General features: G+C 59.1%; 21 protein-coding genes and 1 tRNA gene. 3 read left to right on the plus strand and 19 right to left on the minus strand.

The window, feature by feature from the left end; all coding sequences use genetic code 11:
• Positions 1–208 precede the first annotated feature (208 nt).
• The 19 genes from B7Y43_RS16150 to B7Y43_RS16240 form a co-directional block, all read right to left on the minus strand.
• Positions 209–1,501: a glycosyltransferase family 87 protein gene (locus B7Y43_RS16150; protein ID WP_374132704.1), complete on the minus strand. Its 1,293-nt coding sequence runs from the start codon at positions 1,499–1,501 to the stop codon at positions 209–211.
• 47 nt (positions 1,502–1,548) lie between these two features.
• Positions 1,549–1,941 carry a GtrA family protein gene (locus B7Y43_RS16155; RefSeq protein WP_374132705.1) on the minus strand — a complete coding sequence of 131 codons (393 nt, stop codon included), beginning with the start codon at positions 1,939–1,941 and terminating at the stop codon, positions 1,549–1,551.
• 4 nt (positions 1,942–1,945) lie between these two features.
• A complete protein-coding gene (locus B7Y43_RS16160) occupies positions 1,946–2,899 on the minus strand; it encodes a glycosyltransferase family 2 protein (RefSeq protein ID WP_374132706.1) in 954 nt (317 codons plus the stop codon).
• A gap of 2 nt (positions 2,900–2,901) precedes the next feature.
• A complete protein-coding gene (locus tag B7Y43_RS16165; RefSeq protein WP_374132707.1) occupies positions 2,902–3,990 on the minus strand; it encodes a hypothetical protein in 1,089 nt (362 codons plus the stop codon).
• Positions 3,987–5,966 (minus strand): SLBB domain-containing protein, encoded by a 1,980-nt coding sequence (locus B7Y43_RS16170; RefSeq protein WP_374132708.1) that lies wholly within the window; start codon positions 5,964–5,966, stop codon positions 3,987–3,989. The genes B7Y43_RS16165 and B7Y43_RS16170 overlap by 4 nt, the downstream gene beginning before the upstream one ends.
• A gap of 100 nt (positions 5,967–6,066) precedes the next feature.
• Positions 6,067–6,744 carry an HAD-IA family hydrolase gene (locus B7Y43_RS16175; RefSeq protein ID WP_374132745.1) on the minus strand — a complete coding sequence of 226 codons (678 nt, stop codon included), beginning with the start codon at positions 6,742–6,744 and terminating at the stop codon, positions 6,067–6,069.
• Between the two features lie 6 nt (positions 6,745–6,750).
• Positions 6,751–8,604, minus strand: coding sequence for a thiamine pyrophosphate-binding protein (locus B7Y43_RS16180; RefSeq protein WP_374132709.1), 1,854 nt, complete (start codon positions 8,602–8,604; stop codon positions 6,751–6,753).
• A 99-nt stretch (positions 8,605–8,703) separates the two neighbouring features.
• Entirely contained in the window at positions 8,704–9,834 is a 1,131-nt protein-coding gene (locus B7Y43_RS16185) for an N-acetylneuraminate synthase family protein (protein WP_374132710.1), read from the minus strand.
• 198 nt (positions 9,835–10,032) lie between these two features.
• Positions 10,033–10,941, minus strand: a complete 909-nt coding sequence (locus B7Y43_RS16190; RefSeq protein ID WP_374132711.1) for an NAD(P)-dependent oxidoreductase — start codon at positions 10,939–10,941, stop codon at positions 10,033–10,035.
• Positions 10,942–10,995: 54 nt separating this feature from the next.
• Positions 10,996–12,315 carry a lipopolysaccharide biosynthesis protein RfbH gene (gene rfbH, locus B7Y43_RS16195; protein ID WP_374132712.1) on the minus strand — a complete coding sequence of 440 codons (1,320 nt, stop codon included), beginning with the start codon at positions 12,313–12,315 and terminating at the stop codon, positions 10,996–10,998.
• Between the two features lie 41 nt (positions 12,316–12,356).
• Positions 12,357–13,433: a CDP-glucose 4,6-dehydratase gene (rfbG, locus tag B7Y43_RS16200; RefSeq protein WP_374132713.1), complete on the minus strand. Its 1,077-nt coding sequence runs from the start codon at positions 13,431–13,433 to the stop codon at positions 12,357–12,359.
• Positions 13,430–14,170 (minus strand): glucose-1-phosphate cytidylyltransferase, encoded by a 741-nt coding sequence (gene rfbF, locus B7Y43_RS16205; RefSeq protein WP_374132714.1) that lies wholly within the window; start codon positions 14,168–14,170, stop codon positions 13,430–13,432. The genes rfbG and rfbF overlap by 4 nt, the downstream gene beginning before the upstream one ends.
• Before the next feature lie 288 nt (positions 14,171–14,458).
• On the minus strand, positions 14,459–15,970 hold the full coding sequence (locus B7Y43_RS16210) for an ArnT family glycosyltransferase (RefSeq protein WP_374132715.1): 1,512 nt from the start codon (positions 15,968–15,970) through the stop codon (positions 14,459–14,461).
• A 507-nt stretch (positions 15,971–16,477) separates the two neighbouring features.
• Positions 16,478–18,985 (minus strand): TonB-dependent receptor, encoded by a 2,508-nt coding sequence (locus B7Y43_RS16215; RefSeq protein WP_374132716.1) that lies wholly within the window; start codon positions 18,983–18,985, stop codon positions 16,478–16,480.
• 119 nt (positions 18,986–19,104) lie between these two features.
• Entirely contained in the window at positions 19,105–20,715 is a 1,611-nt protein-coding gene (locus B7Y43_RS16220; RefSeq protein ID WP_374132717.1) for a sulfotransferase, read from the minus strand.
• A 133-nt stretch (positions 20,716–20,848) separates the two neighbouring features.
• Positions 20,849–20,925: transfer RNA gene (locus B7Y43_RS16225), tRNA-Pro, on the minus strand.
• 44 nt (positions 20,926–20,969) lie between these two features.
• On the minus strand, positions 20,970–21,410 hold the full coding sequence (locus B7Y43_RS16230) for a PaaI family thioesterase (RefSeq protein WP_374132718.1): 441 nt from the start codon (positions 21,408–21,410) through the stop codon (positions 20,970–20,972).
• Positions 21,403–22,416: an alcohol dehydrogenase catalytic domain-containing protein gene (locus B7Y43_RS16235; protein ID WP_374132719.1), complete on the minus strand. Its 1,014-nt coding sequence runs from the start codon at positions 22,414–22,416 to the stop codon at positions 21,403–21,405. The genes B7Y43_RS16230 and B7Y43_RS16235 overlap by 8 nt, the downstream gene beginning before the upstream one ends.
• A complete protein-coding gene (locus tag B7Y43_RS16240; RefSeq protein ID WP_374132720.1) occupies positions 22,416–22,805 on the minus strand; it encodes an antibiotic biosynthesis monooxygenase in 390 nt (129 codons plus the stop codon). The genes B7Y43_RS16235 and B7Y43_RS16240 overlap by 1 nt, the downstream gene beginning before the upstream one ends.
• A gap of 113 nt (positions 22,806–22,918) precedes the next feature.
• On the opposite strand from B7Y43_RS16240, the gene B7Y43_RS16245 reads away from it, so the two are divergent.
• The 3 genes from B7Y43_RS16245 (at position 22,919) to secD (ending at position 25,823) form a co-directional block, all read left to right on the plus strand.
• Positions 22,919–23,791 carry a LysR family transcriptional regulator gene (locus tag B7Y43_RS16245; RefSeq protein ID WP_374132721.1) on the plus strand — a complete coding sequence of 291 codons (873 nt, stop codon included), beginning with the start codon at positions 22,919–22,921 and terminating at the stop codon, positions 23,789–23,791.
• 98 nt (positions 23,792–23,889) lie between these two features.
• On the plus strand, positions 23,890–24,225 hold the full coding sequence (gene yajC / locus B7Y43_RS16250) for a preprotein translocase subunit YajC (protein ID WP_374132722.1): 336 nt from the start codon (positions 23,890–23,892) through the stop codon (positions 24,223–24,225).
• Between the two features lie 8 nt (positions 24,226–24,233).
• Positions 24,234–25,823, plus strand: coding sequence for a preprotein translocase subunit SecD (gene secD, locus B7Y43_RS16255; protein ID WP_374132723.1), 1,590 nt, complete (start codon positions 24,234–24,236; stop codon positions 25,821–25,823).
• Positions 25,824–25,831: the final 8 nt, after the last annotated feature.

The following is a 25,831-nucleotide window of genomic DNA, read 5'->3' on the forward strand; positions in this document are numbered from 1 at the left end:
GAAGCCATCGGTCGCATCCTCAACCTCTACTCACCACAGGAATGCGCCAATTATTTCGCCCCATGCGGATACGATGCAGCATGATCGAAAATCGCTCTAAATCAGAACGACTCTAGCATGTGGACCCGGCCAGCCAATTCCATAGCACCTCCCCGCAGACCAACTGGCCAAGGGCTAGCGCCGCTGCACCATCACATCTTTGAAGCGATCACGTGAAGACCGGCAGATCATGGCGAAACCGATGTCGTGATTGCCAGCCCTTCGCAGCAATGTCGCGGTAAACCGCGATAATCGTTGCGCAGGATAAGGCGAACGGGATCATATAGAAAAACAATGGCCGAATAAACGAACCAAGCATGATATAATAGGTAACGAATATTGTACTATTATTGAAAAAACTATCATGAACCAATGGCGGTGTTCGATCCAATATATAGTCAAATTGAAATGACAGCGCGTAGCAGCAAATAATCGCTACCTTCGGCCAAAAGCCCTTCCATTTTTCAAAGAATGTAAAAAATATCGGAAATAAATGCGTATATCCGCCGGATTCGACGGTGATTAATGCAAATGAAATACCAAGATTAGTGATACGATACATCGACATTACTTCAGGGCGCAGCCAGATTCCGACAACTGCACAGAAAATGGCGAGCTGCGTCAGCCGCAACAACCACGGCAACACAATGAGCAAGGTCTCAACGTTTTGGGAGCCGATAAGCGACGTCACCGGGAATGACTGGTTATTCAGCAGCTGGATCAACGGCGCAAACGTCGCCTGATAGAACACATCGAGAAACTGGTTGGGTGATGTCTGGTTCTGGAAGGCAACAATATTGGTATAAATCTCTAAGGGCGACCCACGGCCCAAAAGCGCGTAGCTGACAACATAAACAAAAACGGCACTAATCGCCGCCCCCTCAAACCAACGCCAGCGCCGCCGAAGCAGTTGCGGAAAAAGCAACGCAATCATGTAAATTTTCAGGTTCATGGCCATACCAAGGGCCAGCCACCGGAGCCTTGCCGATTTGAAAATCGGCCCAAAAGCCAAGATCACACACGTGAAGCAAAGGATGATCAGGTTACCGCGCTCCAGCGCCGCGGTCAGGGGAAGCCCCATGGCGATCGCGATCGCTCGTGGCAGAGCGGTGCTTCGGTCGGTCTTAAAATACGCTCGGGCAACGAGAAAAATGTCCAGCGCATAGATCGCATGGAGCATGACAACGCCGGGCCAGTCACACGCCCGCGCATAATAGGCCGAATCTAGCCCGCCCCCTTCATAGCAGCGCGACATCCCGAACGTGCGCAGGAAAACTAAGCTGAGCGGGGCGTAGACAGTACGCCAGCTATCATACACCCCAGCGTCGCGTGCCCAATCCGCGGTATTGAACCAGTCCATCCAGGTGTCGGCCGGATCATAAAAATAGGGCTGCGGCAAATATCCATTATAATAAATATGGGAAATTGCCCTAATCAGCCCCCCTAGGACAATGATGGCCAATAATGGCTCAACCCACCGCCGAGGTTCAATCCAAGATCGCCATGCGATCACAAGGTCAGCTTCTTTACAAAAACAATGTTCTTCAAAAAAATGTAGTTAATGACAGACACAAGTACTAAAATAATGAAACCAAGCAGATATGGCGATTTAATAAAATATGATCCGATAAATAATAGGCCAAGGCCGATGAAATAATTTATCGTATAGGTTGCCGCAAAGCGCAATTTCGCTGGCGCAGCGCCGCGAAAAACGTGGTGGCTATAGGTGAAATAGTTAAATGCCATGCCCATCACGTGCGACAAGATCTGCGCCAAATATATATTCAGGCCCATTCGAATAAAAATAAGATAGAGACCGAAACCAAATGCAGCATTGACCAGGGCCGCTTGGTAGAAGCGAACAAGTTCAATCAGGCGCGCAACGTTGAACAAGCTTCCCATTGGATCAATAGTCCCCGGGGAAATTTAGGCGCTCGCTCTCAAACACAAGTGGGGTCTGGCGCGTGCGCTCTGACACAAGGCGAAGCTGATCGCCCATTAGGCCTAAAAAAACGAAAAGCAGGGCAATTTGCACTTCTAGAGCACAAGCGAACAACCACCCGGCCAAACTGATCCGCGCGAGCCACACCAAGGGCGTTGCCAAAATCATCAGCCCCGCCAAAAATCCCAGGCTCACACCAACGTAAAGCGGTAATCGAACCAGCTTTTTGGAAAAACTCGCTAGGCTGGACAGGGCAAAGTCCAGCAACGTGAAAAAATTATTGCTCGATCGTCCGCCGCGTCGCGTCGCGCGATCATAGGTGATGGTTTCAATCGAATATCCGGTTTCGACCAGCATGCCGCGAAAAAACGGCTCCGGCTCCCGCAGCGATTCAATCGCGCGCACAACCTTTCGATCATACAGCCCGAAGCCGGTCGCATTCGGGATGACGGCGTAGTCGCCGAAACGCTCGGTAAAACGATAATAGGTCTGGCGAAGCCAGCCGTGCAATCGGCTGGTCGGCTGCGCTCTGGATACCCCCAGAACAATCTGGGTCCCCGCGCGCCACCTTTCCACGAATTGCGGGATCAGCGACGGTGGATCTTCAAAGTCGGCACAGATTCCGATAATGGCCCGGCCGCCCGCCTGGAAAATGGCATGGGTCGGTGACCGCATCTGGCCAAAATTGCGGGCATTGGCGATCAGCTTTATCCTGCCATCGTCGCGGCACAGCGACCGTGCGATTTCAACCGTTCGGTCGGTCGAGGCGTTATCGATAATGATGATATCGAAGGAATCGGTGATCGGCTCCAGCTCAACGATCACCGCAGCCGCAATCGCGGCGACATTCTCCTCTTCGTTGTAACAAGGAATCACAACCGAGATTTCGGGGGTGCTGACCAGCGACAATGTTTCCATTGCTATTGGCCCTTGTTACCAACTGGAGGGCGAAGGCCGTAAAACTCGATAGCCACCGCCAACATTGCAAGCAGCAGCCCGATCATCATCGGGATTAGGTTATATTGGCGATCGGCATCAATATAGGGCTCCTCGATAATGCGAACCACGGCGTCCTTGGTGATATCCTCCACCGATGTGCCTTCAAACAACCGCTCATAATTATCATGGCGGGCATGGGCGATCTCCAGAATGCGCTCCAATTCCCTGACGCGGGTCGATTTCTCGACCACATCGCCCACTGAATCGAGCTGCTTGTCGTCAACTGACACGGATCTTTTGAGTTGATCCTTTAGCGACGCAATCTCTGCCAACAATTGCCGTACCGATTGATTTTGATCGGTCGCAAACTGCCGCGCAGCAAAGAGCTGCGTTTCCTTCGAACGGATCACTTCCTTCAGATAGGCAACCCTGGTCCCAATACCGGCGATCACATTTGCGGGCTGCGCGTAGCGCGTCACCAGTCGAAACCGATCATAGTTGTTTTGCGCATCGACAAGCTTTTTGTCAGCGTCCCTGAGCAACCGTGCGAGCACTGTTCGCTTATATGCTGTCTGCCGCTTACCAATCCGGGCCAAGCTGTCGCGCGTCGAATCAGCAAGCGCGCCGACCAATCCAAGCGCCAGATCCGGGTCAGTCTCCCACGTCTCGATCGTGACGATGCCGCCACGCAACGATCGGATATCAACCGCACGATCGACCCACCGGACGGCAGCTTCAGTTGAAGCGATGCCGAGCTTCTTTTTTAGGTCGAGCCTTCGAATAACATCAATTCGAGTCTGCTTGCTCCGACCAACTTTCAGGACGACTTCAACGGCAGCCTGTGTGCCAAACACGCTGTTGACGGCGCCCGATTCCCCAAGCGCGCTGCTCAGGCCAAGGCTGGCCGGGTCAGTTGGCGTCATCGTCATTGCTGCATGATAGCGTTGGGGGAAAAGCGTCAGCAGGCCGCACAGCACAATCAGAACCGCAAAGATCGTCAACCGCTTGCGGCGATCATGCAGATAGCGACTGTTTCGCAGGGCACCGATAATGTCCTTCGGGGGCGTCATTTTGCGACCGCCACAAAAGCAGCCGCGCTGATGCCAATCTGGAAGATGATCGCACTGATATCGCGAATCTTGGCCAGGATCGACGACGACTGGGTTTTGATCGGGACGAACACGACATCACCCGGCAGCGCCAAGGCGTTCAGCGCCCCGCGCCGACGCGACAGGACATCGCCATTGGCGCGAACGACAATCGTGTTCCCCCCATCGGCAGAGCGTTGCTTGCCGCCGGCGCGTTCGATGTAATCGCTGATCCGCAGCCCCTTTTCTCCCTCGATCAAGAATGACGCCGGGCGAAAGACCGCCCCAAAGACGCCCACCGTAGCCGGCCGTGGCGGGATCACGATGCGATCGTTATTTTCCATGACCAGCGTTTCCGGGAGTGCCGAGCTGCCCGGCGTCAGATTGAGCACAACGCGCCCGTCCGGTTCTGCCGCACGTAATTTGGCAAGTGCAGCCGTCGCCGCCTGAAGCTGCGCACTGCGATCCCCGCTATTGGAGATGTCCGAGCTGGTAATTGGCGTCGAGAGCAAGGCGAATTCGAGCTGATTAATCGCCTCCGCAAAGCTCTCCCGCTGCTGCCGCTTGACCGACAGGCGCTCCAGCCGGGTGCCATAGACAAACGCCTGGCTGCTCAATCCGCCTGCGCGCGCCAGCACATCGGCCAGAGTGGAGTTTGGCGGCACGAAATAACTGCCCGGCGCGTTCACCTCGCCTTCAATCCGCACCAACACCGCCTGATTTGCCAGCGGGCGCCGCAGCGTGCCTTCCGAAAGGATCTGCAGAATGTCGCCGCCCGTCACCATCGTCGCTGCGGATTCAGCGCGCGTCAGCTCGCGGCCATTGATCAGCTTGGGCTGGGTAAGCCGGTACAGCAGGACCCTGGCATTGTCGGCAAGGTCATTCGTCCCGCCAGCATAGGCAATAACCGATTCCAGATTGTCGCCTTCCCGCGCCTCATAAACCGCTTCGCTATTGACGCTGCCGGTAATGGCAACCTGGCGGCCGAGCGGGGCGATAAACAGCACATCCTCATTTTGCAGAACGGCATCGCGGGAACGATCGCCCCGCAAGATCAGGTCATAAAGATCGAAATCGGTGACAAGCCGACCATTGCGGAACAGCTTGACCGAACGAAGGCTACCGCCGGACGAAGGCCCGCCCGCAGCAAGCACGGCATTGACCATCGTCGACAGACTATTGACCGAATAGGCGCCAGGATTATTGGCAAAACCGGTCACATAAACCCGAATACCGCGCAGCTTTTTGATGCTGACCGCCACGTCATAGCCGCGATATTGGCGCCCCAGCGCCGCCGCGACCGTATTGTGCAGGTCCCGGTAGCGCACACCGGCCACCATGATCGACCCGACTTTGGGCAGGAATATCTTGCCCTCGGTATCAATGTCGACATCGACGCTACCCTCGACCGATCCGGTCAGGCCGATCGTGATCGTGTCGCCCACATTCACGATATAATCGGGTGGCACCGTTGCCGTCGCGGGCACGGCATAATCGCGATTACTGGGCAGCAACAGGTCTGCACCAAACCGCGGGAGCCTGCGTCCGAGTGTTTCGGCAACAAATAATTCGAACTGGCTCGGCTCCAATGGCTTCAGGCGCGCATTAACGGTCGCCTGGAGCAGGCTTTGTTCGATTTTTTGCTCCGTTTCGCTCTTCGCCTCTCGGCTGCGATCCGAACTTTGAATATCGACCGGTTCGATCTTGGGGTCCGATTGCAGCTGCGCCGGGCGCGACTGGTCGGCACTCTGGTTGCTTGGTTGTGACAGGTCAGGCGCGGTCGGCGAGCCATAGGCCTGCGCGGTCTGGCGCCCGCCGGTTTGGGCCGCAGCGGGGCTGGCCACAGCAATGACCGCCGCAATCCCGATCATCGCCGGGGCAAAGACTGTCCCACGCCAGCGTCGGGAAGTCCGGCGCGCTACCGACAAATTGCCGAAAACATGGGCTAAACTGATCATAAAAATATCATCAATCTCTGTTTGAATACGGCTTGGTTGCGGGTCATGATTGCCGGCGAACTACCATGCCCCCTTGGGCAGAACCATCGAAATATTGTCCTCACCGGCTAGCCGCCCTGTCGATCTCAATGCTCAATTCAGTGAGGATTCGGGGAAGATCGGCGAAATGGTCGAAACGCCGGGCAATGTCGCCCGTCGCACATTCTTTCGCGCCATATCCCCGCTCATAAAGCACGAAAGGAACGCCCCCCGCCCTCGCCGCGGCGGCATCGACACTACTGTCCCCAATCATCACCCCCGCATCCCCCGCCATCCCCATCTGCTGCCGCGCCAGATCAAGCGGCGATCGGTCCGGCTTGGGCAACTTAGCGCTATCCCCGCCAACGATTGCAGCAAAGAAATGATCGAGTGCCAGACCGCGCAGCAAATGACGGCTGAGCGCTTCGGGCTTGTTGGTTACGATCGCCATCGAAAATCCTGCATCGGCAAGCGCCGTCAGCGTCGCGTTGACCCCATCGAAGATAATGGTTTTGTCCGGCGCCAACGATCCAAGCGCTTGACGAAAACGCGCCAAATCGTCGATCTCGTCCCCGGCAACCGCGCCAAGCGCGCGGCGGACAACAACTGCGGCACCCAAGCTCACCAGCGGCCGGACGACTGCTGGATCGATGATCTGCCCACCCCTGCTCTGGCTGACGATCGATAGCGCCCGTGCAATATCCGTTGCGCTATCGACCAGCGTGCCATCCAGATCAAACAGAAGCGCGGGCAAGCGCATCACGCGTTAGCCAATCAACGGAATCAGCATATTCTCCTGGAGTTCCTCGCGCGACAGGAACGGCGCGAGATCCTCCATCGGTGCTGTCACCATCGACCCGTCCTCCAGTCGGCGCGACGACACCTTGGGCGCGAAATTCTGTGTTTTGTCGATAAAGACCTCACACACCGCGGCGCCAGGCGTCGCCAGTGTTTTACGGATGGCTTCTTCCATTTCGGCATGGTCCGTCGTTGAGATATAGGAGAAGCCGAACGCCTGCACGATCTTGCCAAAATCAGGAAAAGTCACCCCGGAATCGGGGCCACAGCCAACCGAAAAGCCATTAAGATAAGCCTGTTGCGCCTGGCGGATCGAATGATAACCGGAGTTATTGTAGAGGAAAATCTTCGCCGGAATATTCTGGCCAATGATCGTTTGCAGCTCCTGAAGATTCTGCATGATCGATCCATCCCCCACCATGCAGATGATCCGCTCGGCACCGTCCGGCATCGCGTGCCAGGCACCGATGGTCGCGGGCAGATCATAGCCCATCGATGCAGCGCCCGAATTGGAATAAATCCGCTGGCCAGGCTTTAACTTGGCCGCCTGCACCGTCACGACAGCCGCCGTTGCATCAGCCATCACGATCACTTCATTGTCCTGGAGATGCTTGAATAGCACCTCGGTAAAGCAATAGGGATTGATGACGCCCTTGGTTTCCCAATATTCGGGGAGCACCGGGTTATAGCGATGGCGGCGCGCCATTGCCCAATCGAGATACTCTTTGTGGGCGGTCGGCACCTCGTACCCCTCAAGCTCTTCGAGCAGAATGGGCAGGAAGGTGGAGAGATCCGCATGGATCGGCATATCAATTGAAAGCGTTGGCTTGGCGATTTCTGCCGCGTCGATATCAACCATGATCTTCTTTGCGGCCCGCGCGAAGGCGGAGAAGTTGTAGCTGATCTGGCGGATATTGAGCCGGCAGCCAAGCACCAGCAGCAGATCCGAATTCTGCACGGCAAAGTTACCCGCTCGATCGCCAACCGTACCCGGGCGACCGACATAACAGGGATTGGAATCGTCGACGACGTCCTGCGCATTCCAGCCCGGCGCAATCGGGATGCCAAGCTTTTCAGCAATCTTCAGGAAAACATCATGCGATCCGCTGATCCGCACGCCCGTGCCCGGCAGCAACACCGGACGCTTTGCCTCTCGCAACGCCACGACAACTTCCCGCGCTGCAGCGCGCAGCGGATCGCCGGTCAACCAGCCATATTCGGCCGGCAAGGCAAAATCGCGCCCATAACCCTCAATCCGGGGATCGAAACCGCGCAGGGTCGTTGGATCGATGGGCATCGCCTGAATATCAATCGGAATATCAATCCAGACCGGGCCAGGCCGACCGGTTGTGGCCAGCCAGAGGGCCTTTTCCATCAGATACCGGATGTCCTGTGGATCAGAAATCATTGCGGCGAACTTGGTGATCGGCTTTACGATCGCGACCGTATCGGCTTCCTGATCCCCCAATTGCCGCAGCCGAACCGGCGCATTGCCAGCCAGCGTTTCCCGCTTCACCTGGCCCGACAGCACGATCATGGCGATCGAATCCGTATAAGCGCCATGGACGCCGTTCAGCGCATTGATACCGCCTGGCCCCGTCGTCACGTTCACCGCGGCAATCCGCCCCGACAGACGCGTGTAGCTTTCCGCTGCCATCGCCAGCGCTTGCTCATGGTGGCAGCAAACATAGCGGAGCCCTTCGGCGCGCCCCAAGGCATCATTCAGATGCATCGCGCCGCCGCCTGTCAGCATAAACACATGACGCACACCGTGATCGACCAGCAGCTGGGCGACATAATCGGACAGACGAACCTTGGTCATTGACGCTCCTGTAACTGCAAGACCGGCCGGTTGCACCGCCGCAACCGGCCGGGTTTCCAGCCATCCACTCAAGAAATTACGGCGATTAAGCTGCGGTGGCTAAGCTGCGGTGGCGCGCCTGATGGCCTGTTCAGAATTTTCGATCGCCAGATCAAGGCCGCGATCCGTGATAAGCGCAACCAGATCGGCATCGCGCTTATAGGGCGCATCGATGGCAGAAATCAGCAGGCCATGATTGGCGGAAACCCCCATTGTGAGTTTCTCACCGCTTTCGAATTCGCGGGTCGAAATCTGCCCCTTGAGCAACGGCACAGCATGATAGACATCGGCATCCGTCAGGACATAGCCGGCTGGCAGGTCGCGCTTGGCATAAACGCCGCGAACCAGCGCATCGAGATAGCGGCGCTCCGCTTCGGGCACGACGCGACGCGCATCTGCTGCACCACCGCACATTTCCTTGGCCTTGTTGAAGGCCTTGAACCACACATCTGCCTGTTCGGGCTTGGTGCAATAGGAGCTGACCGGCACGCCTTCATAATCGATATCGATATGACGTTCGAACGTGCGCGCGCCCTTGCCATAGGCGATCAAGATTGAATCGTGCCAATCGCGATATTCATGCGTCGACAAGCCGACAGTGATGTGTGGGTAACGGTCGCGGAGATAATCGATCTGATTGAGTTCCAAATCGCTATCTTCTGACGGGTAGAGCGACACGCAATGATTGAGAGCGAACGGAATGCCGCGCGACGTGAAATAATCGACCAGCGCATCAATGTGCTCGGCATTTGCGCCGCCTGACGAGGCGACGACAGGCAGGCCAGTGGAGGCCATCTTGCGCAGCAGTGTCTTGTCGCGGATGTCCGAACTGGCGATCTTGAGCACATCGACACCGAATTCAACGCATTTATCGACCGAAACTTCGTCGAACGGTGTTACCATCGTCACCATGCCAGCATCGCGCACGGCTTCCACCATCCGGCGCAGGCTTTCCCATGGCAAATGCGTATCAATGGTCTTCTTGATATAGCGGACATCACCGCGATCGCGAAAATCCTGATGGATGAAATTATCGACGTCACGAAACTGCAGTTTGATCGCCGCCCGAACATGATTTGTCCGGACCACTTCAGCGAAATCGTGAATGATTTTCAAGCCGCGCTCGATCTTGCCCCAATGGTTGTTAGCTAATTCCAGCACGAACAAATCTTGAAAAATCTCATTCGACATTGAAGTTCCCCTTCAGAATCTTGTTTTTGCTATCGATCGGCGCATGGCTCGCCTCATCCCCCAGCCATCCGATCGTAGGTTAACCCATCTTTTTCGTCCGATGACCCCATCTATTTGATCCCGGCCAATTTTTTGGTCAGGGGGCCGCTCACCCAAGCGTCATCTCATCCCGAGCAGATAATCCAAGCTTCGCCTTAATCAAAGACCCGAAACCTCAATCCAGCGCACCGTATCCGCCACCTGAGCGGAAAACGGGGCCAATGGGAGGTCCAATTCCATGGCCAGAACCTTCGTATCGGTAAAATCGCCCAAATAGGCACTGGGCTTTGACCAATCGACCGGACGCCGCCCGATGGCGATACCGCCGCCCAATTGATGGGCAACGGCCAACGCCGTATCGCTCATTTCCACCGTTTCAGCACCGCAAAAATCAATCGGCACGGGTCGTCCCAGCCCCGCCTGCCCGGCCCTTACGATCAACGCGCAAAGATCGTCAACGTGCAAATAGGATCGAAACACCGGCACCTGGGCATCGATCTGGATCGATCCAGACCGTTTGGCCTGGCCAACAAAGGAACCGATCGCATAGGAGTCTATCTTGTTGATATACGGACCGGCCAGATTAAAAATCCGCCCGACAATGAGCGGCGTAGCAGTCTTAACCGCCCAAGCGCGAAAACGATCCTCCTGCCGCAGCTTGCTCATGCCATAGGGGTGCCGGTCGCGCCCCGTCGCAGCGAGCATCGCCGCCCCAGAAGAGGCGACAAACACGCTTTTCGGCTTCGCGCCAGCAAGCGCCGTTAGCAATTGGTCGTCAATTTCCAGATTTGTATCGCTGAAGCGACGCTCCCCGAGCAGATCGACCTTTTCCTTCGTCAGATAGGCCAGATGAACCACAATCGCGCCATCAAGATCAGCAGGTTTGAGCGTTTCCAGCGCGCGCATCGCCAGCGCCGTACCATCGGCTGCGGTTACCTGCCGGGCGCTTGAACCAAACAGCGACACCCGTTCCGCCCAACCCCCCGGCTGGCGCGACAAATAGGCGAGCATCGCCGTGCCGATCCATCCGGTTGGACCAGTGATGACGATCGGCGCAGGCGTGGTCATGGCCTTGCCGGCCGAAACCGACGCTGGACCGTCGCGACACAGGTAATAGCAGCTTCAGCCACGTATAAACTTCGTAATGGTATCGACGGCAAAGCCCAGATGATCCTCCGTCAAACCAGGATAGAGCCCGATCCAGAAGGTATTGGAAGTCACGATATCGGCATTGGTCAGATCGCCAACCACACGGTGCGGGCGCCCCTTCATATAAGGCTGACGCAGCAGATTGCCGCCGAACAGCAACCGCGTGCCGATGCGATTCTCATCGAGATGCCGGGTCAGCTGGTCACGTGTGAAATGTGCCCCCGGCCGAACGGTGATCGCATAGCCGAACCACGATGGATCGCTGTTTGGCGTCGCCTCTGGCAACATCAACACATCTTCCAACGGCCGCAGCAATTCCGTCAGCAAGTCGAAATTCCGGCGTCGTGCGGCAATAAACTCATCCGCGCGCGCGAGCTGCGTCACGCCGACGGCGGCCTGCATATCCGTGATCTTCAGGTTATAACCGGCATGGCTATAGGTATATTTGTGATCATAGCCGTGCGGCAAATCACCGAGCCGACGCTCGAACCGCTTGCCGCACGTATTGTCCTTGCCTGGCGCACACCAGCAATCACGCCCCCAATCGCGCATCGATTCAAGCACACGCTTGATCATCGGCTTATCGGTGAACACCGCGCCGCCTTCGCCCATTGTGATGTGGTGTGCAGGATAGAAGCTCAGCGTCCCGACATGGCCGAACGTCCCAACGCCTTGGCCATTATAGGTAGCACCAAGGGCATCGCAGCAATCTTCGACCACCCAAAGCTTGTACTTTTCCGCCACCCGCATCACCTCGGCCAGGTTGAACGGGTTACCCAGCGTATGCGCCAGCATGATCGCCCGGGTCTTGCTGGAAACGGCCGCCTCGATCATCTCGGGCTTGATGTTGTAGGTCGGCAGATCGACGTCGACGAACACCGGCACCATGCCATATTGCAGTGCCGGGTTGACTGTGGTCGGGAAGCCCGTTGCCACGGTGATGATTTCATCGCCCGCCTTCAGGGCATCGCCGCGGAAATAATGCGAGAACAGGGTCGACAATGCCAACAGATTTGCTGACGATCCGGAATTGACCGTCAACGCGAAGCGCGAGCCCATTCGGGCCGCCAGCTGCGCTTCGAACTGTTCGTTGAAACGGCCGGTCGTCAGCCAGAAATCAAGCGCTGAATCGACCAGCGACCGCATATCTGCCTCGCCATAGACCTTGCCGGAAACAGGGACCGGGCTTTCGCCATAAACGAACGGCTTGGGCGCGTGAAATTCGCGCGCATATTGGCCGACCATGTCCAGAATGGCCTGGCGAAATTGCTGCTCGTCATAGCCTGCGGTCATCGCTTCAAGGGCCTTAACATTTGGGGCAAGGTCCAACTCCATTAATTTCGCTCCAATAATTTCGTCGCTAATGACGTCCGGTAATCGCGAAGCTGGCCCAGGGTAACGTCGCGCGCGGGCAAACCCTTCGCGACCGATTGATGCCACTCAACAACCTTTGACAAGGCCTGCCCAAGCCCCATCGCCGGGCGCCAGCCTAGTTCACGGCGCGCCTTCGAACAATCCAAGGTTAACAGCTTCGCTTCATGGGGTTGTTCACCATCGGGACGATCCCAGCCCGTCGCGCCCCATTCGGCCAGCATCCGTTCAACGATCCAGCTCACCGGGCGGGTATCATCATCGGCAGGACCGAAATTCCATCCCGTCGCTGCACTGCGGTCACCGGCCAGCAAGCGATCGGCGATCATCAGATACCCGCCAAGCGCCTCAAGCACATGCTGCCATGGCCGAACCGACCCTGGCGATCGGATCATCGGACGGTCACCCGCTTCAAGCGCGCGGACGATATCGGGCACCAACCGGTCAGCCGCCCAATCGCCGCCACCGATGACATTGCCCGCCCGCACCGAAGCAATCGCGGCACCCTGACCAAAAAAAGACTGGCGATAGGCATTAATGACCAGCTCGGCAGCGCCCTTGCTGCTGCTATAGGGATCATAACCGCCCATCGGATCATTTTCCCGATACGGCCAAATCCATTCGCGGTTTTCATAACATTTGTCGCTCGTGATGCACACAATCGCCTTGACGCTGTCGACCATTCGACAGGCTTCAAGCAAATGGACTGTGCCCATCACGTTGGTGGCATAGGTTTCCACCGGCTCAACATAGGAATACCGCACCAGCGGCTGCGCCGCGAGATGGAACACCATCTCGGGCTGCGCATCGACGATAGCCGCACGGAGCGATTCCAGATCGCGAACATCGCCACGGATATCGGCCTTCAGGACGCCGGCCACCTGCGCCTGATCGTATAAGCTGGGATCGGTTGGCGCAGGCAACGAATAGCCTGTCACTTCGGCACCCAGATCAGCGAGCCAAAGTGCCAGCCAGCTACCCTTGAAGCCGGTATGCCCGGTGAGGAATACGCGCTTGCCGCGCCAGGATTGGTCGGTCACCAGACTTTCCAGGGCGCGCCGTTTTGCCAGAGCTCTTCAAGATAATTGCGATCGCGCAGCGTATCCATCGCCTGCCAAAAGCCATCATGGCGAAATGCCACCAACTCACGGCTAGCCGCCAGCGCCTCAAGCGGCTTCTGCTCCCAGATCGAGTCCGGCCCATCGACAAGATCGAGAACGGATGGATGGGCAACAAAAAAACCACCGTTGATCAAACCGCCATCGCCCGCTGGCTTTTCGCGGAAGCTGGTGACGTGGTCGCCATCAAATTCAAGTGCGCCGAAACGGCCCGGTGGGGCAACCGCGGTAATCGTCGCCTTCTTGCCATGCGCCTTATGGGCGGCGATCAACGCCGTTATGTCAATCGATGCCACACCGTCACCATAGGTGAAGCAAAAGGGTTCGCCGGGCTGCAGATAGGGTAGGATGGCCTTAAGCCGTCCGCCGGTCATCGTATTAGCCCCGGTTTCCACCATCGTAATCCGCCAGGGCTCACTCCAGTTTTGGTGAACCTTCATGGCGTTTTTCTTCAAGTCGATAGTAACGTCGGCCGTATGCAAAAAATAGTTGGCAAAAAACTCTTTAATCAGATATCCCTTATACCCAAGGCAAATAATGAAGTCAGTAACGCCATGCGCTGAATAGATTTTCATGATATGCCAAAGAATAGGCATGCCACCAATTTCTACCATCGGCTTTGGGCGAACAGATGTTTCTTCGCCGAGGCGGGTCCCCAACCCCCCCCGCCAGAATTACTGCTTGCACTGGTGATCACCCCTTGGAACTACTTTGTGCGTTAACGAATCCTATGGGATGCGTGCAGGGGCATTGTCAACCCAGCCCTTGGGCACCCGGATGGCGGAATTATGCTTCGGAAATGTGACACTAAACCCGGGCGAGACGCTATGGGATGGGCGGGCTGTCGCTATGGTTTCTGCCGGCAACTAGCCGTTTGACAAGGAAATTCCCGATTGTCGGCATCGGCCCGAAGGTCGCCAGTTCGCCGGGGTTGCATGACCTAGCCCTCAAGGGACGACCTGCTTCTCCGGGCGCGGCGACTGGCCCGCCGTTGCGGCTGATGGCCCGCGCACCGCCGGAACCGCGGCGCTGGCAAACTGGAAAATACGAACGATCGGGCCGCCCGACCGCCCTGGTGAAGGCGCGAAATAGGCAACCTGCCTGCCGCCTTTGATATATTGACGATAGACGCGCAGCTCAGCTTCATAATAAGCGGCTTCGTCGCGATATCGATCAAAATCAGATAGAATGGCGAAATCGGCCCGGCATCCGGCAAGCGTCGACGGATCGATGGTCCCCAGATCCACGACCGACGATTTACCGCGCCACCCGCCGATCACATCGGCACTGATCTTGCCCTTCAGATAATAGCCGGCGTTGACACAGCCGGCCGCGCCAGCCGGGGTCAGGAACGTCCAGGGTTGGGGGAGCATGTCGATACCAAGATGTTCAAGCATCACGATACTGCCGGGCGGAAAATGGGCCTTGGCCCAGTCCGCCGCGCGCGATCGTGTATCATGCTGTCGCTCGATGGCCTCGGCATGGGCGGTGGCCACCATCGGCACCCCCAGCAGCACAACCATCGCCGCCTCAAGCCCCCATTGCGGCATCCGCGGCAATGTCCCGCGCAACCAACCACCGGCCGCGACAACAGCAACGGCGACAAAAATCGAAACAAAGGGCAGCAGCGGCAATATCCAGCGCGCCCAGATGATCCGCTGACTGCAAATCGCGATCAGGAACACCAGGGACACTGGCACCAATGTCGCCAACGCCTCTGGCGACCGGCGACTGGCCAGGACAACGCCCAGCGCCGCCAGCACCAAGCCGAGCACGCCAATCGCATGGCGGAGCGGATCAGCGATATACCAACCGAGATTCCACAGGAAACTGCCGCCGGTCGCCCCCAAATGGTGGAGCTGTGCCTCGCCACCCACATTGGTCGCGACGGTCGCGCTATCAAGAAGCAGAAAGGGAGACACAAGGACCAGAGTGATCGGCGCAGCGAGCAGGCCGGTCGCCAAGCGCAGCATTTCCTGGCGACGGTCGCAATCAGCGCGGGCTATCCTGCTGCCCCCGACAGCCAGCAGTGAAAGCACGACAACGGCGCAGGGCCATTTGGTCGCACAAGCAAGGCCAGCCATTGCACCGGCGATCACATAATCGCGCCAGCGCCCTCGCCGCGCGACGCTGATCGACGCCAGCACGCACAGCAGCATGAAAACCGTGGCCTGGATGTCCGTTCGGACAACTTGCGACCATTTAACGTGCAGCGGGTTAATCGCCAGCAGCAAGCCGGCGATCAGCGCCGTGCGGTCGCCAAACAGCCGCTTAACGATCAGAAAGGTCAGAAATACGCACAGGACACCGCAGCCGACAAAGAAGTAGCGCGCAGGCAAAAAGGCGATCCCGGGGTCCTGATATACCGCTGCGGCAAACGCCTCGGCATTGGCGAACCGGCCCGTCATCAGGCCAATCACATACACGCCGATTTCGATGATCACGATGGCATACAGCATCGTCGTCCCCGGATGGCCAAACCAGCCAGGATTTAACGTCTGATTTCTGATCATCTTCAGACCAGTAATCATGAAGAACGGCTCGTCTGGATCAAGCAACGCAGGCAGGCCATAGCCTATACCATGCAGTCGCATTAAAACAGCAACTACCAAAATTATGAAAACTATCTGATTTTGTTTTGATCGGATGAAATTATTAATTACCATTATTTACCGATCGCTGTCTCAGCAGAAATACATAACATCGGGATACAAGTCCCCACGGGGACAGGCAAGCCTCTGCGCGCCCCGTTGAGCGCTTGCATATGGTACCTTGGGGATAATGGCGCGCCGCCCCCAGAAAGGGAATGCGCGCCAGGGCATATGGCGGGTAGCGACGTCCGGACGGTGTCCCCAGCAACGGCGCCCAAAGCTGGGTAACGAGCGCCGGGAGAGCCCTGCAGGGAAGCGTTTCCCAACGATAACCGAGCGGCAGGGTGATGGGGAGCGCAAAACGCTCCCCAATCTTCAGAACTTGCCGCCCAGTCGGATGCCGATCGTGCGCGGCGTGGTCACCACCACATAAGGCCGCTGCGAGCATGATCCGCATTCTTGGAAACGGGAAAGCTCACCACGCGCGTCGAACGCATTCTGCACGAACAGCTCAAGCGTATAATCCTTAAAACTCGTGCCAAAGGCGAAATTGGCCGATGCAAAGGCAGCCAGCCGCCCCTGCAGCGCAGCCGGGTTGACGATGTTGCCCGTCCCCGCCTGGGTTACCGCCGTGCGCAGATCGGATGCAGCCGAGGTCTGATAGGTCACCAGTGCCTGGCCATATACCTTGGCGCTGCCGACCGGCACGGTATAGCGCCCGCTCGCCGACAGCTTAAATTCAGGCGTGATCGGCAAACGCGTGCCGGCCGGCGCCGAAATGAAATTGCCGCCGCCAGCGCAAGTGAAGGTAGGATCATCGACCGAGCACAAATTGCGCTTGATCCGCGCATCGGTATAGGACGCCGCCCCGGTCAATGACAGGCCGCCGCTGCTATAGCTGGTATCGACTTCCACGCCGCGAATGCGCGCATCGGGGCCGTTATGGATTTCGGTAAAGCTGTTCTGCCCCAGGAACGAGAATTGGAAAGCGCTCCATTCCTGCTGATAAATCGCGCCGTTGAATCGCAGCGCACCGCCGAGCAACGTCGTCTTCCAGCCAATTTCATAATTGGTCAGGAAATCGGCCTCATAGGGACCAACCGTCGCGCGCCGATTGATACCGCCCGGACGGAAACCGCGCGAGACAGTGCCATAGACGAGCACATCGTCAATCGGTTTCCAGCTGAGGTTGAAGCGGTAAGTAACGCCCTGCCCCTGGGTGTTGCGTGGCCTGAGCGTGCCGCTCGCAAAAGTCGCCAAATTAGTGCAGGGGCCGCCCGCTACTGCGGCTGGCAGCAGGGTGCCGGTCGGGTTGTCGCGCAGCACCTGGCCCGTTGTCGTGAAGCAACCGGCAACGCCCGTGCGCGAGCTGCCCGCCGCGTTGAACGGCGGCCCATTGGGATCACGGCCAAAGCCGAAAAAGCCAATCAGCGAATTGTCAAAGATATAGGCGCGGCCACCCGCAGTCGCGGTCAGGCGTGGGGTGATGTCATAGCTGGCCTCGCCAAACATCGCATAGTCGCGGTCAACGCGGAATTGCTCGGTCAGCCATAATGTCCCCGGCAAGCCGTTGACCGACAAATTAGGGGCGAGCCCCTGCACCAGATATTCCTGGTGAATCTGGTTGGTCTGGCGCTGGAAAAAGCCGCCAGCGACGATGCGGAATCGCTCTTCCTGTGGCGAGGCAACGCGGAATTCGTGGCTCATCTTGGTGAAGTGATCGGTGCCAATGATCAGCTGGCGGGAATCGATATTCTGGCCGGCCGCGTTCTGGAAATAGAAATAGCCAGCAACCCCGCCGACAGACGAATAGAGTGAATCATATGCTTCGGCATAATCGGTATAATCCGACACCTGGCGCGCCCTACGATCGAAATAGGCGCCCGCATAGGTGAGGTCCCAATTGCCGAGCTTGCCCTGGATCGTCAGCGCCGCCTGGACGAAGCGATCACGGCGATTTTCCGGAAAGAAATGCTGCACCTGCAAATCACCGACCGACTGGTCGGTGCCAAAGGTGCCGTTGTTGCGCTGCTCCTGATACAGCACCGTCGGCGTCACCGTCCAATTCTCGTCGAGGTCGATCTTCAGTGCTGCACGCCCCCCATAAATATCTGAATCATTATAGTCTTTTTCGACGAAGGCAGCATTGTTGACGGTGATGCCGCCCGGCCTTGGCAAGAAGCTCCGCGTCCCGGGGACGTTATCAATATAACCAGCGTCATGCTGGTAAAAACCCGTCACGCGCAGCGCGATAATCTCGTTCAGCGGCGCATTGATGACGCCTTCGATCAAACCGCCGACGCCGCCCTTGTTGACGGTGTTTACGGTGCCATCAAGGCGACCATAAAAGCCAGTGTGATCGGGCTTGTTGGTGATGATGCGGATCGTGCCCGCCTCCGATGACGCGCCGTATAGCGTACCCTGCGGGCCAGCGAGGCTCTCAATCCGGGCCACGTCATAGATATGGATATCGGGCGTGCCGCCGATCGTCGTGATCGGCTGTTCATCGAGATAAAAGCCAACCGACGGGAGCGACGCCGAATGATTGCCATCGCCGCCCGAGGCCACGCCGCGGACATAGACGGTGGTCACACCAGGCTGTGAGCTCTGGAACGAAACCGACGGGAGCAAGGCGGTGAAATTCTGGAAATTGGTAACGTTAAGCTGATCGAGCTTTTTCTCACCCAGCGCCAGAATGCTGAGCGGCACATTCTGAATATTCTCTTCGCGCTTCTGGGCCGTGACGATGATGTCATTGTCCGATGCGGCATCCTCGATCGCCGACTCAGCGGCAGGCGCGGTCTGCGCCAAAGCCGCGGTTGGAAGTATTGCGACCGAGCTCAGCAGGGCAGCAAGCACAGCGCGCGAGGAAGAAAATTTCATGTAACCCCCAAATGACGAAATTTCATGCCGCGATGTTCTGCCTCAAGGCCTTTCCCGTCAAGTTCATGACGAATTAGTTTCTATTTGTTGAGCGAATGTTGCCGTTTTGCAACGGCGCATCAGCGCGTTGGCACCACCGGATAGGCGTCAATCACATCACCCAGCGCGGCGCGGAGGGGATCCAGCCACGCATCGAACCCGGTCCAGGCTTCGATCCCGTCGCGAAAAATCGGTTGGCGCACCTGTTCCGAACTGGCCGTCCGCACCGCGCGCTCGGTTTCGTGAAAGGCCAGGCAAGCGGGCTCAAATGCGAGCCCACAGGCCGTCAGCAACGCCCGCACCTGCGCCTCGGTATCCTCGACCATCGCTTCATAAATGACGCGATAGGGTGGCGCGGGCATCGCCTCCCCGAAATGCGACATCAGCCGGACATAGTCCCGGTAATAGCGTCCCATATCGTCAAGCACATAGCTGAACGCCTGCCCCCGCGCGAAATGCTGTTTGAAATTTGAAAAGCAGCAAGCGATCGGGTGGCGGCGCGCATCGATGATCTTCGCGTTGGGCAGGATCAACCGGATCAGCCCGGCATGCGCCCAGTTATTGGGCAATTTATCGATGAAATAGGGCTTGTCGCTGCGACGCTGGATGGCGGCGCGTTTCAAATAGTCGACACCCATATCGTGCAGCGCGTCGGCCGAAAGTGCAGCGACCCCGGCCGGATAATCATCGATCCGCCGGGCCAGCGTTGGCATATCGGGCAGTTCGGACGTGCCCTCAACCAGGCTGTGGCTCGACAAAATCTGTTCGACCAGCGTCGATCCGGCGCGCGGCATGCCCAGAATGAAGATCGGATCGGGCGCGGGGCAGCCCTGCTCGGCGCGGGCCGCAAAGAAATCAGGCGTGAACAGCGCGATGCTTTGATCGACGAAAGCGGTCGTCTCATCGGCATCATAGACAATCTTGGTCCGCCGAAGCGCATTGCCTCGCGCATAATGATCGAACGCCGACTCCGCCTCGCCGCGATCCTCCAGCGCCTTACCTAGCGCGAAATCGAGGTGGAAGCGATCCTCATCGCTGGTGTCGTCGCGCGCGAGCGCTGCTTGCATCGCGCCAATATCGTCAGCGCCGAAGCGCACCGTCTTAAGATTGGCAAGGCTCCACCACGCTTCGCCCATCGCTGGCGCGAGCGCGATCGTACGGCGATAGGCGGCAATACCGTCAGCCTGGCGACCAACGGTTTTGAGCATATGGCCAAAGCTCATCCAGACGCGCGGTTGATCGGGTGCCTTGGCCAGGATCGCCTCATACAGCGCAATCGCCTCGTCAAAGCCGCCGATCCGGCCAAAGGCGGCAGCCTTCAAATTGGCATGGCCAAGGTGATCAGGCTCGTCATGCGTGACCAGATCGAGTTCGGCAATCGCCTCTGCTGGCCTGTTCAACCGATAGAGCACGATCGCCAGATTGGCGCGCGCCGCCGTGAAATCGGGCGCCAGTTCAAGCGCGCGACGGAGCAAATTCTCGGCATCCTTATACCGCCCGATCCGCCCGGCGAGCTCCGCCAGCATCCGGATCGCGGCGACATCGAAGGGATCGGCCTTCAGATGCTGACGGAGCAACGGCTCAGCCTCTGACAGGCGATTGTCATGCAGCGCCAGTGCGGCATCGATCAGCGCAGGCGGCCAGCGGCGGCTGTCGGGTTGCCAGGTGCGAGTTGATGCAGCGGACGGCATAGCGCGTCCTAGCGCTAGTCCGGCGCAAGGCGCCAGCCCCGGATTGTGATTGCTGTTGCCTATCCCCGGGACGCTGCGCGAGCCCCGCGCGCCGCGCCGGGCGGGGAAATTGTCGCTGAGTCTTTGAAATTATTGGTCGGGGCGACAGGATTCGAACCTGCGACCCCCACACCCCCAGTGTGATGCGCTACCAGGCTGCGCTACGCCCCGACCGAGCGTGGGGCATTATGCGTACCGATGCCGCGATGCAAGCCTTACCCGACCGGCGGGGGTGATGGCGCGGTTTGCACGCTGAATACGGCACTTGCCCGCGCGACACTGCGATCCCCGGTGGTCACTTGCGCCCCGCCAAACGCCAATGTCCGGCCAACCCGCACGGGGATCGCGCGGATTTCCAGCCAATCGCCAATCTTGGCGCTCCCAGTAAAGTCGCAGGTGAGGCTTACCGTGACGATCCCGCCTACGCCTGCCCCGGCCCCCTGCCCGGCCAGCGCACAGGCCAACCCCATCGCATTATCAGCCAGCGCGGCGATCAGACCGCCATGCGCCAGGCCGCGCGCGTTGGTATGCGGCGCAGCAATAAGCAAACCAATAGTCAGCACCTCGCCCTCGCGCTTCGAATAGAGCGGCTCCCAGGGTTCCGTCAGCGGACTTTTGCGGAAATGCGGCGCAAAGCCGGGCGGCAGATCAAACACGCGATGCCGCCGTACGCAACGCATCATCCATCCACGCTGCGGGCGCATCATCGAACGCATAGAGCCTTGTTTCGACCAGATCGGGCCGGAAGCCATGCGCGTGGCAGCAATCAAGCGTGGGCGGGATGTTGGTGCGGACATTGGCGCGACCAGTGCGCAGGACAATGCCCTTATGGTACATGTCTAGCATCGGCACCGGGGTGGTGTCGCGCAGATGGATCGTCACGCTGGTCAGCAACCCCTCGGGCTCGGTCGCGCGGATCGCCTGGATCAGGGTTTCGAGCGTGCCGCAGGCATCGACGACGATTTCGTACATCATCGGCAGATCGCCGGGCAGCGTGATCGGGGTGGCGCCATAGGCCGCCGCCTGCGCCAACCGGACCGGGTCATCATCAGCATAATCGACTCGCCCCGCCCCAAGCGCAACCGCCAGACCGGCGGCATAGATGCCAATCACCGAGGCGAGCCCGCCCATCACCAGCACGCTCGCGCCCGGCCGCTCGGCAAACTGCGGGGCGACCGCGCGCCAGCTGTCCGCCGCCATGTCGGCCGCACCGATCATCGCGACCGGATCAGCGCCGGCGGGCAGCGGCACCAGCATTGCATCGGCATATGGCACGCTCACCAGATCAGCGGCGGCACAGCCATAATTGCCCGGGCGGCCCATGCCAAAGCCAGCCGCGAAGGGCACGGCCTGGCAGCGCCCAGTAAAGCCGCGTCGGCAATTGCGGCACGCGCCGCAACTGATCTGCGAGGGGACGATGACGCGCTGGCCGGGCCGGACATGGCGAACGCCGTCGCCGACATCGACCACCTCACCGATCATCTCGTGCCCGATCGGCTCGCCGGCCGCCATCGGCGCCAGCCCGCGCACGAAACCGACATCGAGATCGCAGCGACCGAGCACGATTGGACGAACAATCGCCGCCTCGGCGCTGGCCAGCGCCGGCGTGGCCGCCTCGCGCCACTCGACCAGCCCGGGCCGCACAAAGGTGAGCTGGCGCATCAGGGCTTGGCCCCGTCGATCGCCAGCGGCACGTCATAATAGCTGACGACCGGGTCGCTGCCATAAGTCGCCTTGGCGCGCGCCGTCCAGGCGTCGCTGAACCAGGCTTGGGCCGCCGCTTTGCTCGACCAGTAATAGATGCCGCCAAAGCGCTTGGGCTCGATCGTGAAATATTTGCGGATCAGCCCGGGGATCGCCTGATAGCGCGGGACGGCCTTGTCGAACTCGGCCTTCAGATAGGCATCGGTCACGCCGGGCGGGGTGGCGATGCTGACGACGACCGCGACGCGGCCCTCGGGCGCATCCGGCTTGGCCGCAGCGGCAAGCGGCAGTGCGGCGAGCGCGGCGGCGGCGATCAATGGTGTGATCTTGGTGGAGATGATCTTCATGACGAAACTCCTGATCGAGTGGTGATCGGGATTTACGCCCCAGCCTTACCCCGAGTAAGCGTGAAGATCGCAAATCGCTTTTGCATAAAATGCAAAACGAGGTAGCTTTGCTGGTGGACAGCGAAGACCTAAAGCTACTGCTGATGCTCGACGAACGCGGCTCGCTGAGCGCGGTCGCCAAGCCGCTTGGGCTCGCCGTGTCGACCATTGCGCGGCGGCTGGAGGGGCTGGAAACCGCGCTCGGGCTGCGGCTGCTCGACCGCCGTGCCAATGGCGTGCGGCTGACGGCCGATGGCAGCCGGATCGCCGCGCTGGCCGCGCCGCTGGTCGAGCAAGCCGCGCAGATCGGACGGGCGGCAGCGGCGCTTGGCGCATCAAGTGCGGCGGGAAGCGTGACGATTTCAGCGACCGACCTGATCGTCACCGAGATACTCGCGCCTGCCCTGCCCATGCTGTGGCAAATGGCGCCGGGGTTATGCGTCACGCTGCGCCCCCAGGGTGAAGTGGTGAGTCTGGCCGCGCGTGAGGCCGATATCGCGCTGCGCATGTCGCGTCCGGAAGGCGCCAGCCTGATTGCGCGGCGGATCTTCGAAATCGATCTCGGCTGCTTTGCCAGCGCGGGCTATCTCGCCGGGCGCGATCCAGCGTCGCTGCGGCTGGAGGATGAACGACTACTGATCTATGACGACAGCTATGGCCCCATCGCCGAGCTCGATTGGGTCGCCAAAGCGGGGCTGACCAGCGCTGTTGCCCTGCGCACCGGCAGCACGCGCGCGCTGCTGCAAGCGACCGAGGCCGGCGCGGGCATCGCGCTGTTGCCGGTTCCGTTTGCGCAGGCGGCGGGGCTGATTGCCGTGCCATTGGCGCTTGCTGTGCCGCCGCGCCCAGTCTGGCTGCTGACGCACCGCGACATCCGCCGATTGCCCGCAATCCGTGCCGCGCATCGCTGGATCGCCGCTGCCTTTGCAGCGCTCGTGCCGCGCTGACACGATTGCGGCGGTTGCGCCCCCCTTGCGATGATGATAGCGCGCGCCACTTATAGGGCGACAGCTCGCCCCATCACCCCAGCCAGTTCAGGACGTTCATGTTCATTCCCCCCGCCTTTGCCCAGACCGCTGGCGCCGCCGCCGATGGCAACGGATCGATCGCGATGATCATCCCCTATCTGCTGCTGCTCCCACTCGCCTATTTCCTGCTGATCCGCCCGCAGCAACAGCGGATGAAGAAGCTTCAGGACGCCGTGAACGCGGTGAAGAAGGGCGATGAAGTAACGACGGCAGGCGGCATCGTCGGCAAGGTCATCAAGGTGGATGAGCGGATCGTCGAGGTCGAAATCGCGACGGGTGTGAAGGTCAAGGTTGTCAAGGCAACGCTGGCGGCGATCGCGCCGAGCGGCGCCGGCAAACCTGCGAACGACTGAGCGCCACCATGCAGGATTTCCCGCGCTGGAAAGTCAGCTCAATCATCGCCTTTATCGTCGCGCTGATGCTGCTGGCGGTGCCAAGCTTCATCCCCGAAAGCGCCACGACTGGCCTGAACGACAAGCTGCCGCGCATCAATTTCGGTCTTGATCTGGTCGGGGGCAGCTATTTGCTGCTTGAAGCAGACACTAAAGACGTCGCCGTCGCCCGGCTGGAGCAGATGCGCGACACGGTGTTGACGGAGATGAAGCGCGGCAATCCCCGGATCGGGATTGGCGATATCTCTACCCGCGATGGCAAACTAAGCTTCCTGCTGCGCGATGTTACCCAGGTTGATGAAGCGCGTGAACGCCTGCTGCCGCTGACCAATGGTGCCGGCCTCACTGGCCAGCGTGACTGGAATATCGAAGTCGTCGACGGCCAACGTTTCGTGCTGACCCAGACCGAAGCGGGGCTGACTCAGGCCATCAATACCGCGATGGGCGATGCAACCGAAGTGGTGCGCAAGCGGATCGACGAACTCGGCACGCGCGAACCAACGATCATCCGCCAAGGCAATAACCGCATCGTCGTCCAGGTGCCGGGGTTGAAGGACCCGCAGGGCCTGAAGGACTTGCTCGGCAAAACCGCCAAGCTGGAATTCAAGCTGGTCGATCTGAATGCCGATCCCGTGCAGGTTGCCAAGGGCATCGCCCCGGTTGGCAGCGAGATTTTGCCTTATGCAGACGGTGGTGGGCCGATCGCGCTGCAGCGTGCGGTGATTGTGTCTGGCGATCAGCTGATCAATGCCGTGCAGGGCAATAATTCGCAGACCAACGAACCCGATGTCGTCATCACCTTTGATAGCCAGGGCGGTCGCAAATTTGCGCGCGTCACGCAGGAAAATGTCGGTAAGCCGTTCGCGATCATTCTTGATAACAAGGTGATTTCGGCCCCCAGTATCAACGAACCAATTTTGGGCGGCACTGCCTCGATCTCAGGCAGCTTCACCGTCAAAACAGCCAATGAACTCGCCATCGCGCTTCGTTCCGGCAAGCTGCCGGTCGCGCTGAAAATCGTTGAGGAACGCACCGTCGGCCCCGATCTCGGCGCCGATTCGATCCGCGCAGGCATTACCGCATCAGTGATCGCGGCGATCCTGGTGATCGTGTTCATGTTCGTCACCTATGGCCGGTTCGGCGTCTATGCGAACATCGCCGTCGTTATCAACATCTTGGTCATCATCGGCGTGCTGGCGCTGCTAAAAGGCACGCTGACGTTGCCGGGCATTGCCGGCTTCGTACTGACGATCGGCACCGCCGTGGACGCCAACGTGCTGATCAACGAACGCATCCGCGAAGAGCGGCGGCGCGGACGCAGCGTGATCCAGTCGGTTGAGCTGGGCTATAAAGAGGCCAGCCGCACGATCTTTGAAGCCAATATGACGCACGGCATTTCCGGCGTCATCATGCTGCTGCTCGGATCGGGTCCCGTGAAGGGCTTTGCCGTGGTGCTGCTGATCGGCATCGTCACATCGGTGTTCACCGCCGTTACGTTCACGCGCATGCTCGTCGTGCTCTGGGTGCGCAAAAACCGCCCCAGCGACATCAACATTTGATCGGCGGA

This window comes from Sphingomonas sp. 28-62-20, assembly GCF_002281505.1.

Bases quoted from the DNA above. Each gene is read 5' to 3' on its own strand.
- B7Y43_RS16155 (WP_374132705.1), bottom strand. From the start codon at position 1,941: ATGGGAAGCTTGTTCAACGTTGCGCGCCTGATTGAACTTGTTCGCTTC.
- B7Y43_RS16160 (WP_374132706.1), bottom strand. From the start codon at position 2,899: ATGGAAACATTGTCGCTGGTCAGCACCCCCGAAATCTCGGTTGTGATT.
- B7Y43_RS16165 (WP_374132707.1), bottom strand. From the start codon at position 3,990: ATGACGCCCCCGAAGGACATTATCGGTGCCCTGCGAAACAGTCGCTAT.
- B7Y43_RS16170 (WP_374132708.1), bottom strand. From the start codon at position 5,966: ATGATCAGTTTAGCCCATGTTTTCGGCAATTTGTCGGTAGCGCGCCGG.
- B7Y43_RS16175 (WP_374132745.1), bottom strand. From the start codon at position 6,744: ATGCGCTTGCCCGCGCTTCTGTTTGATCTGGATGGCACGCTGGTCGAT.
- B7Y43_RS16180 (WP_374132709.1), bottom strand. From the start codon at position 8,604: ATGACCAAGGTTCGTCTGTCCGATTATGTCGCCCAGCTGCTGGTCGAT.
- B7Y43_RS16185 (WP_374132710.1), bottom strand. From the start codon at position 9,834: ATGTCGAATGAGATTTTTCAAGATTTGTTCGTGCTGGAATTAGCTAAC.
- B7Y43_RS16190 (WP_374132711.1), bottom strand. From the start codon at position 10,941: ATGACCACGCCTGCGCCGATCGTCATCACTGGTCCAACCGGATGGATC.
- rfbH (WP_374132712.1), bottom strand. From the start codon at position 12,315: ATGACCGCAGGCTATGACGAGCAGCAATTTCGCCAGGCCATTCTGGAC.
- B7Y43_RS16210 (WP_374132715.1), bottom strand. From the start codon at position 15,970: ATGCTGTATGCCATCGTGATCATCGAAATCGGCGTGTATGTGATTGGC.
- B7Y43_RS16215 (WP_374132716.1), bottom strand. From the start codon at position 18,985: ATGAAATTTTCTTCCTCGCGCGCTGTGCTTGCTGCCCTGCTGAGCTCG.
- B7Y43_RS16220 (WP_374132717.1), bottom strand. From the start codon at position 20,715: ATGCCGTCCGCTGCATCAACTCGCACCTGGCAACCCGACAGCCGCCGC.
- B7Y43_RS16235 (WP_374132719.1), bottom strand. From the start codon at position 22,416: ATGCGCCAGCTCACCTTTGTGCGGCCCGGGCTGGTCGAGTGGCGCGAG.
- B7Y43_RS16240 (WP_374132720.1), bottom strand. From the start codon at position 22,805: ATGAAGATCATCTCCACCAAGATCACACCATTGATCGCCGCCGCCGCG.
- yajC (WP_374132722.1), top strand. From the start codon at position 23,890: ATGTTCATTCCCCCCGCCTTTGCCCAGACCGCTGGCGCCGCCGCCGAT.
- secD (WP_374132723.1), top strand. From the start codon at position 24,234: ATGCAGGATTTCCCGCGCTGGAAAGTCAGCTCAATCATCGCCTTTATC.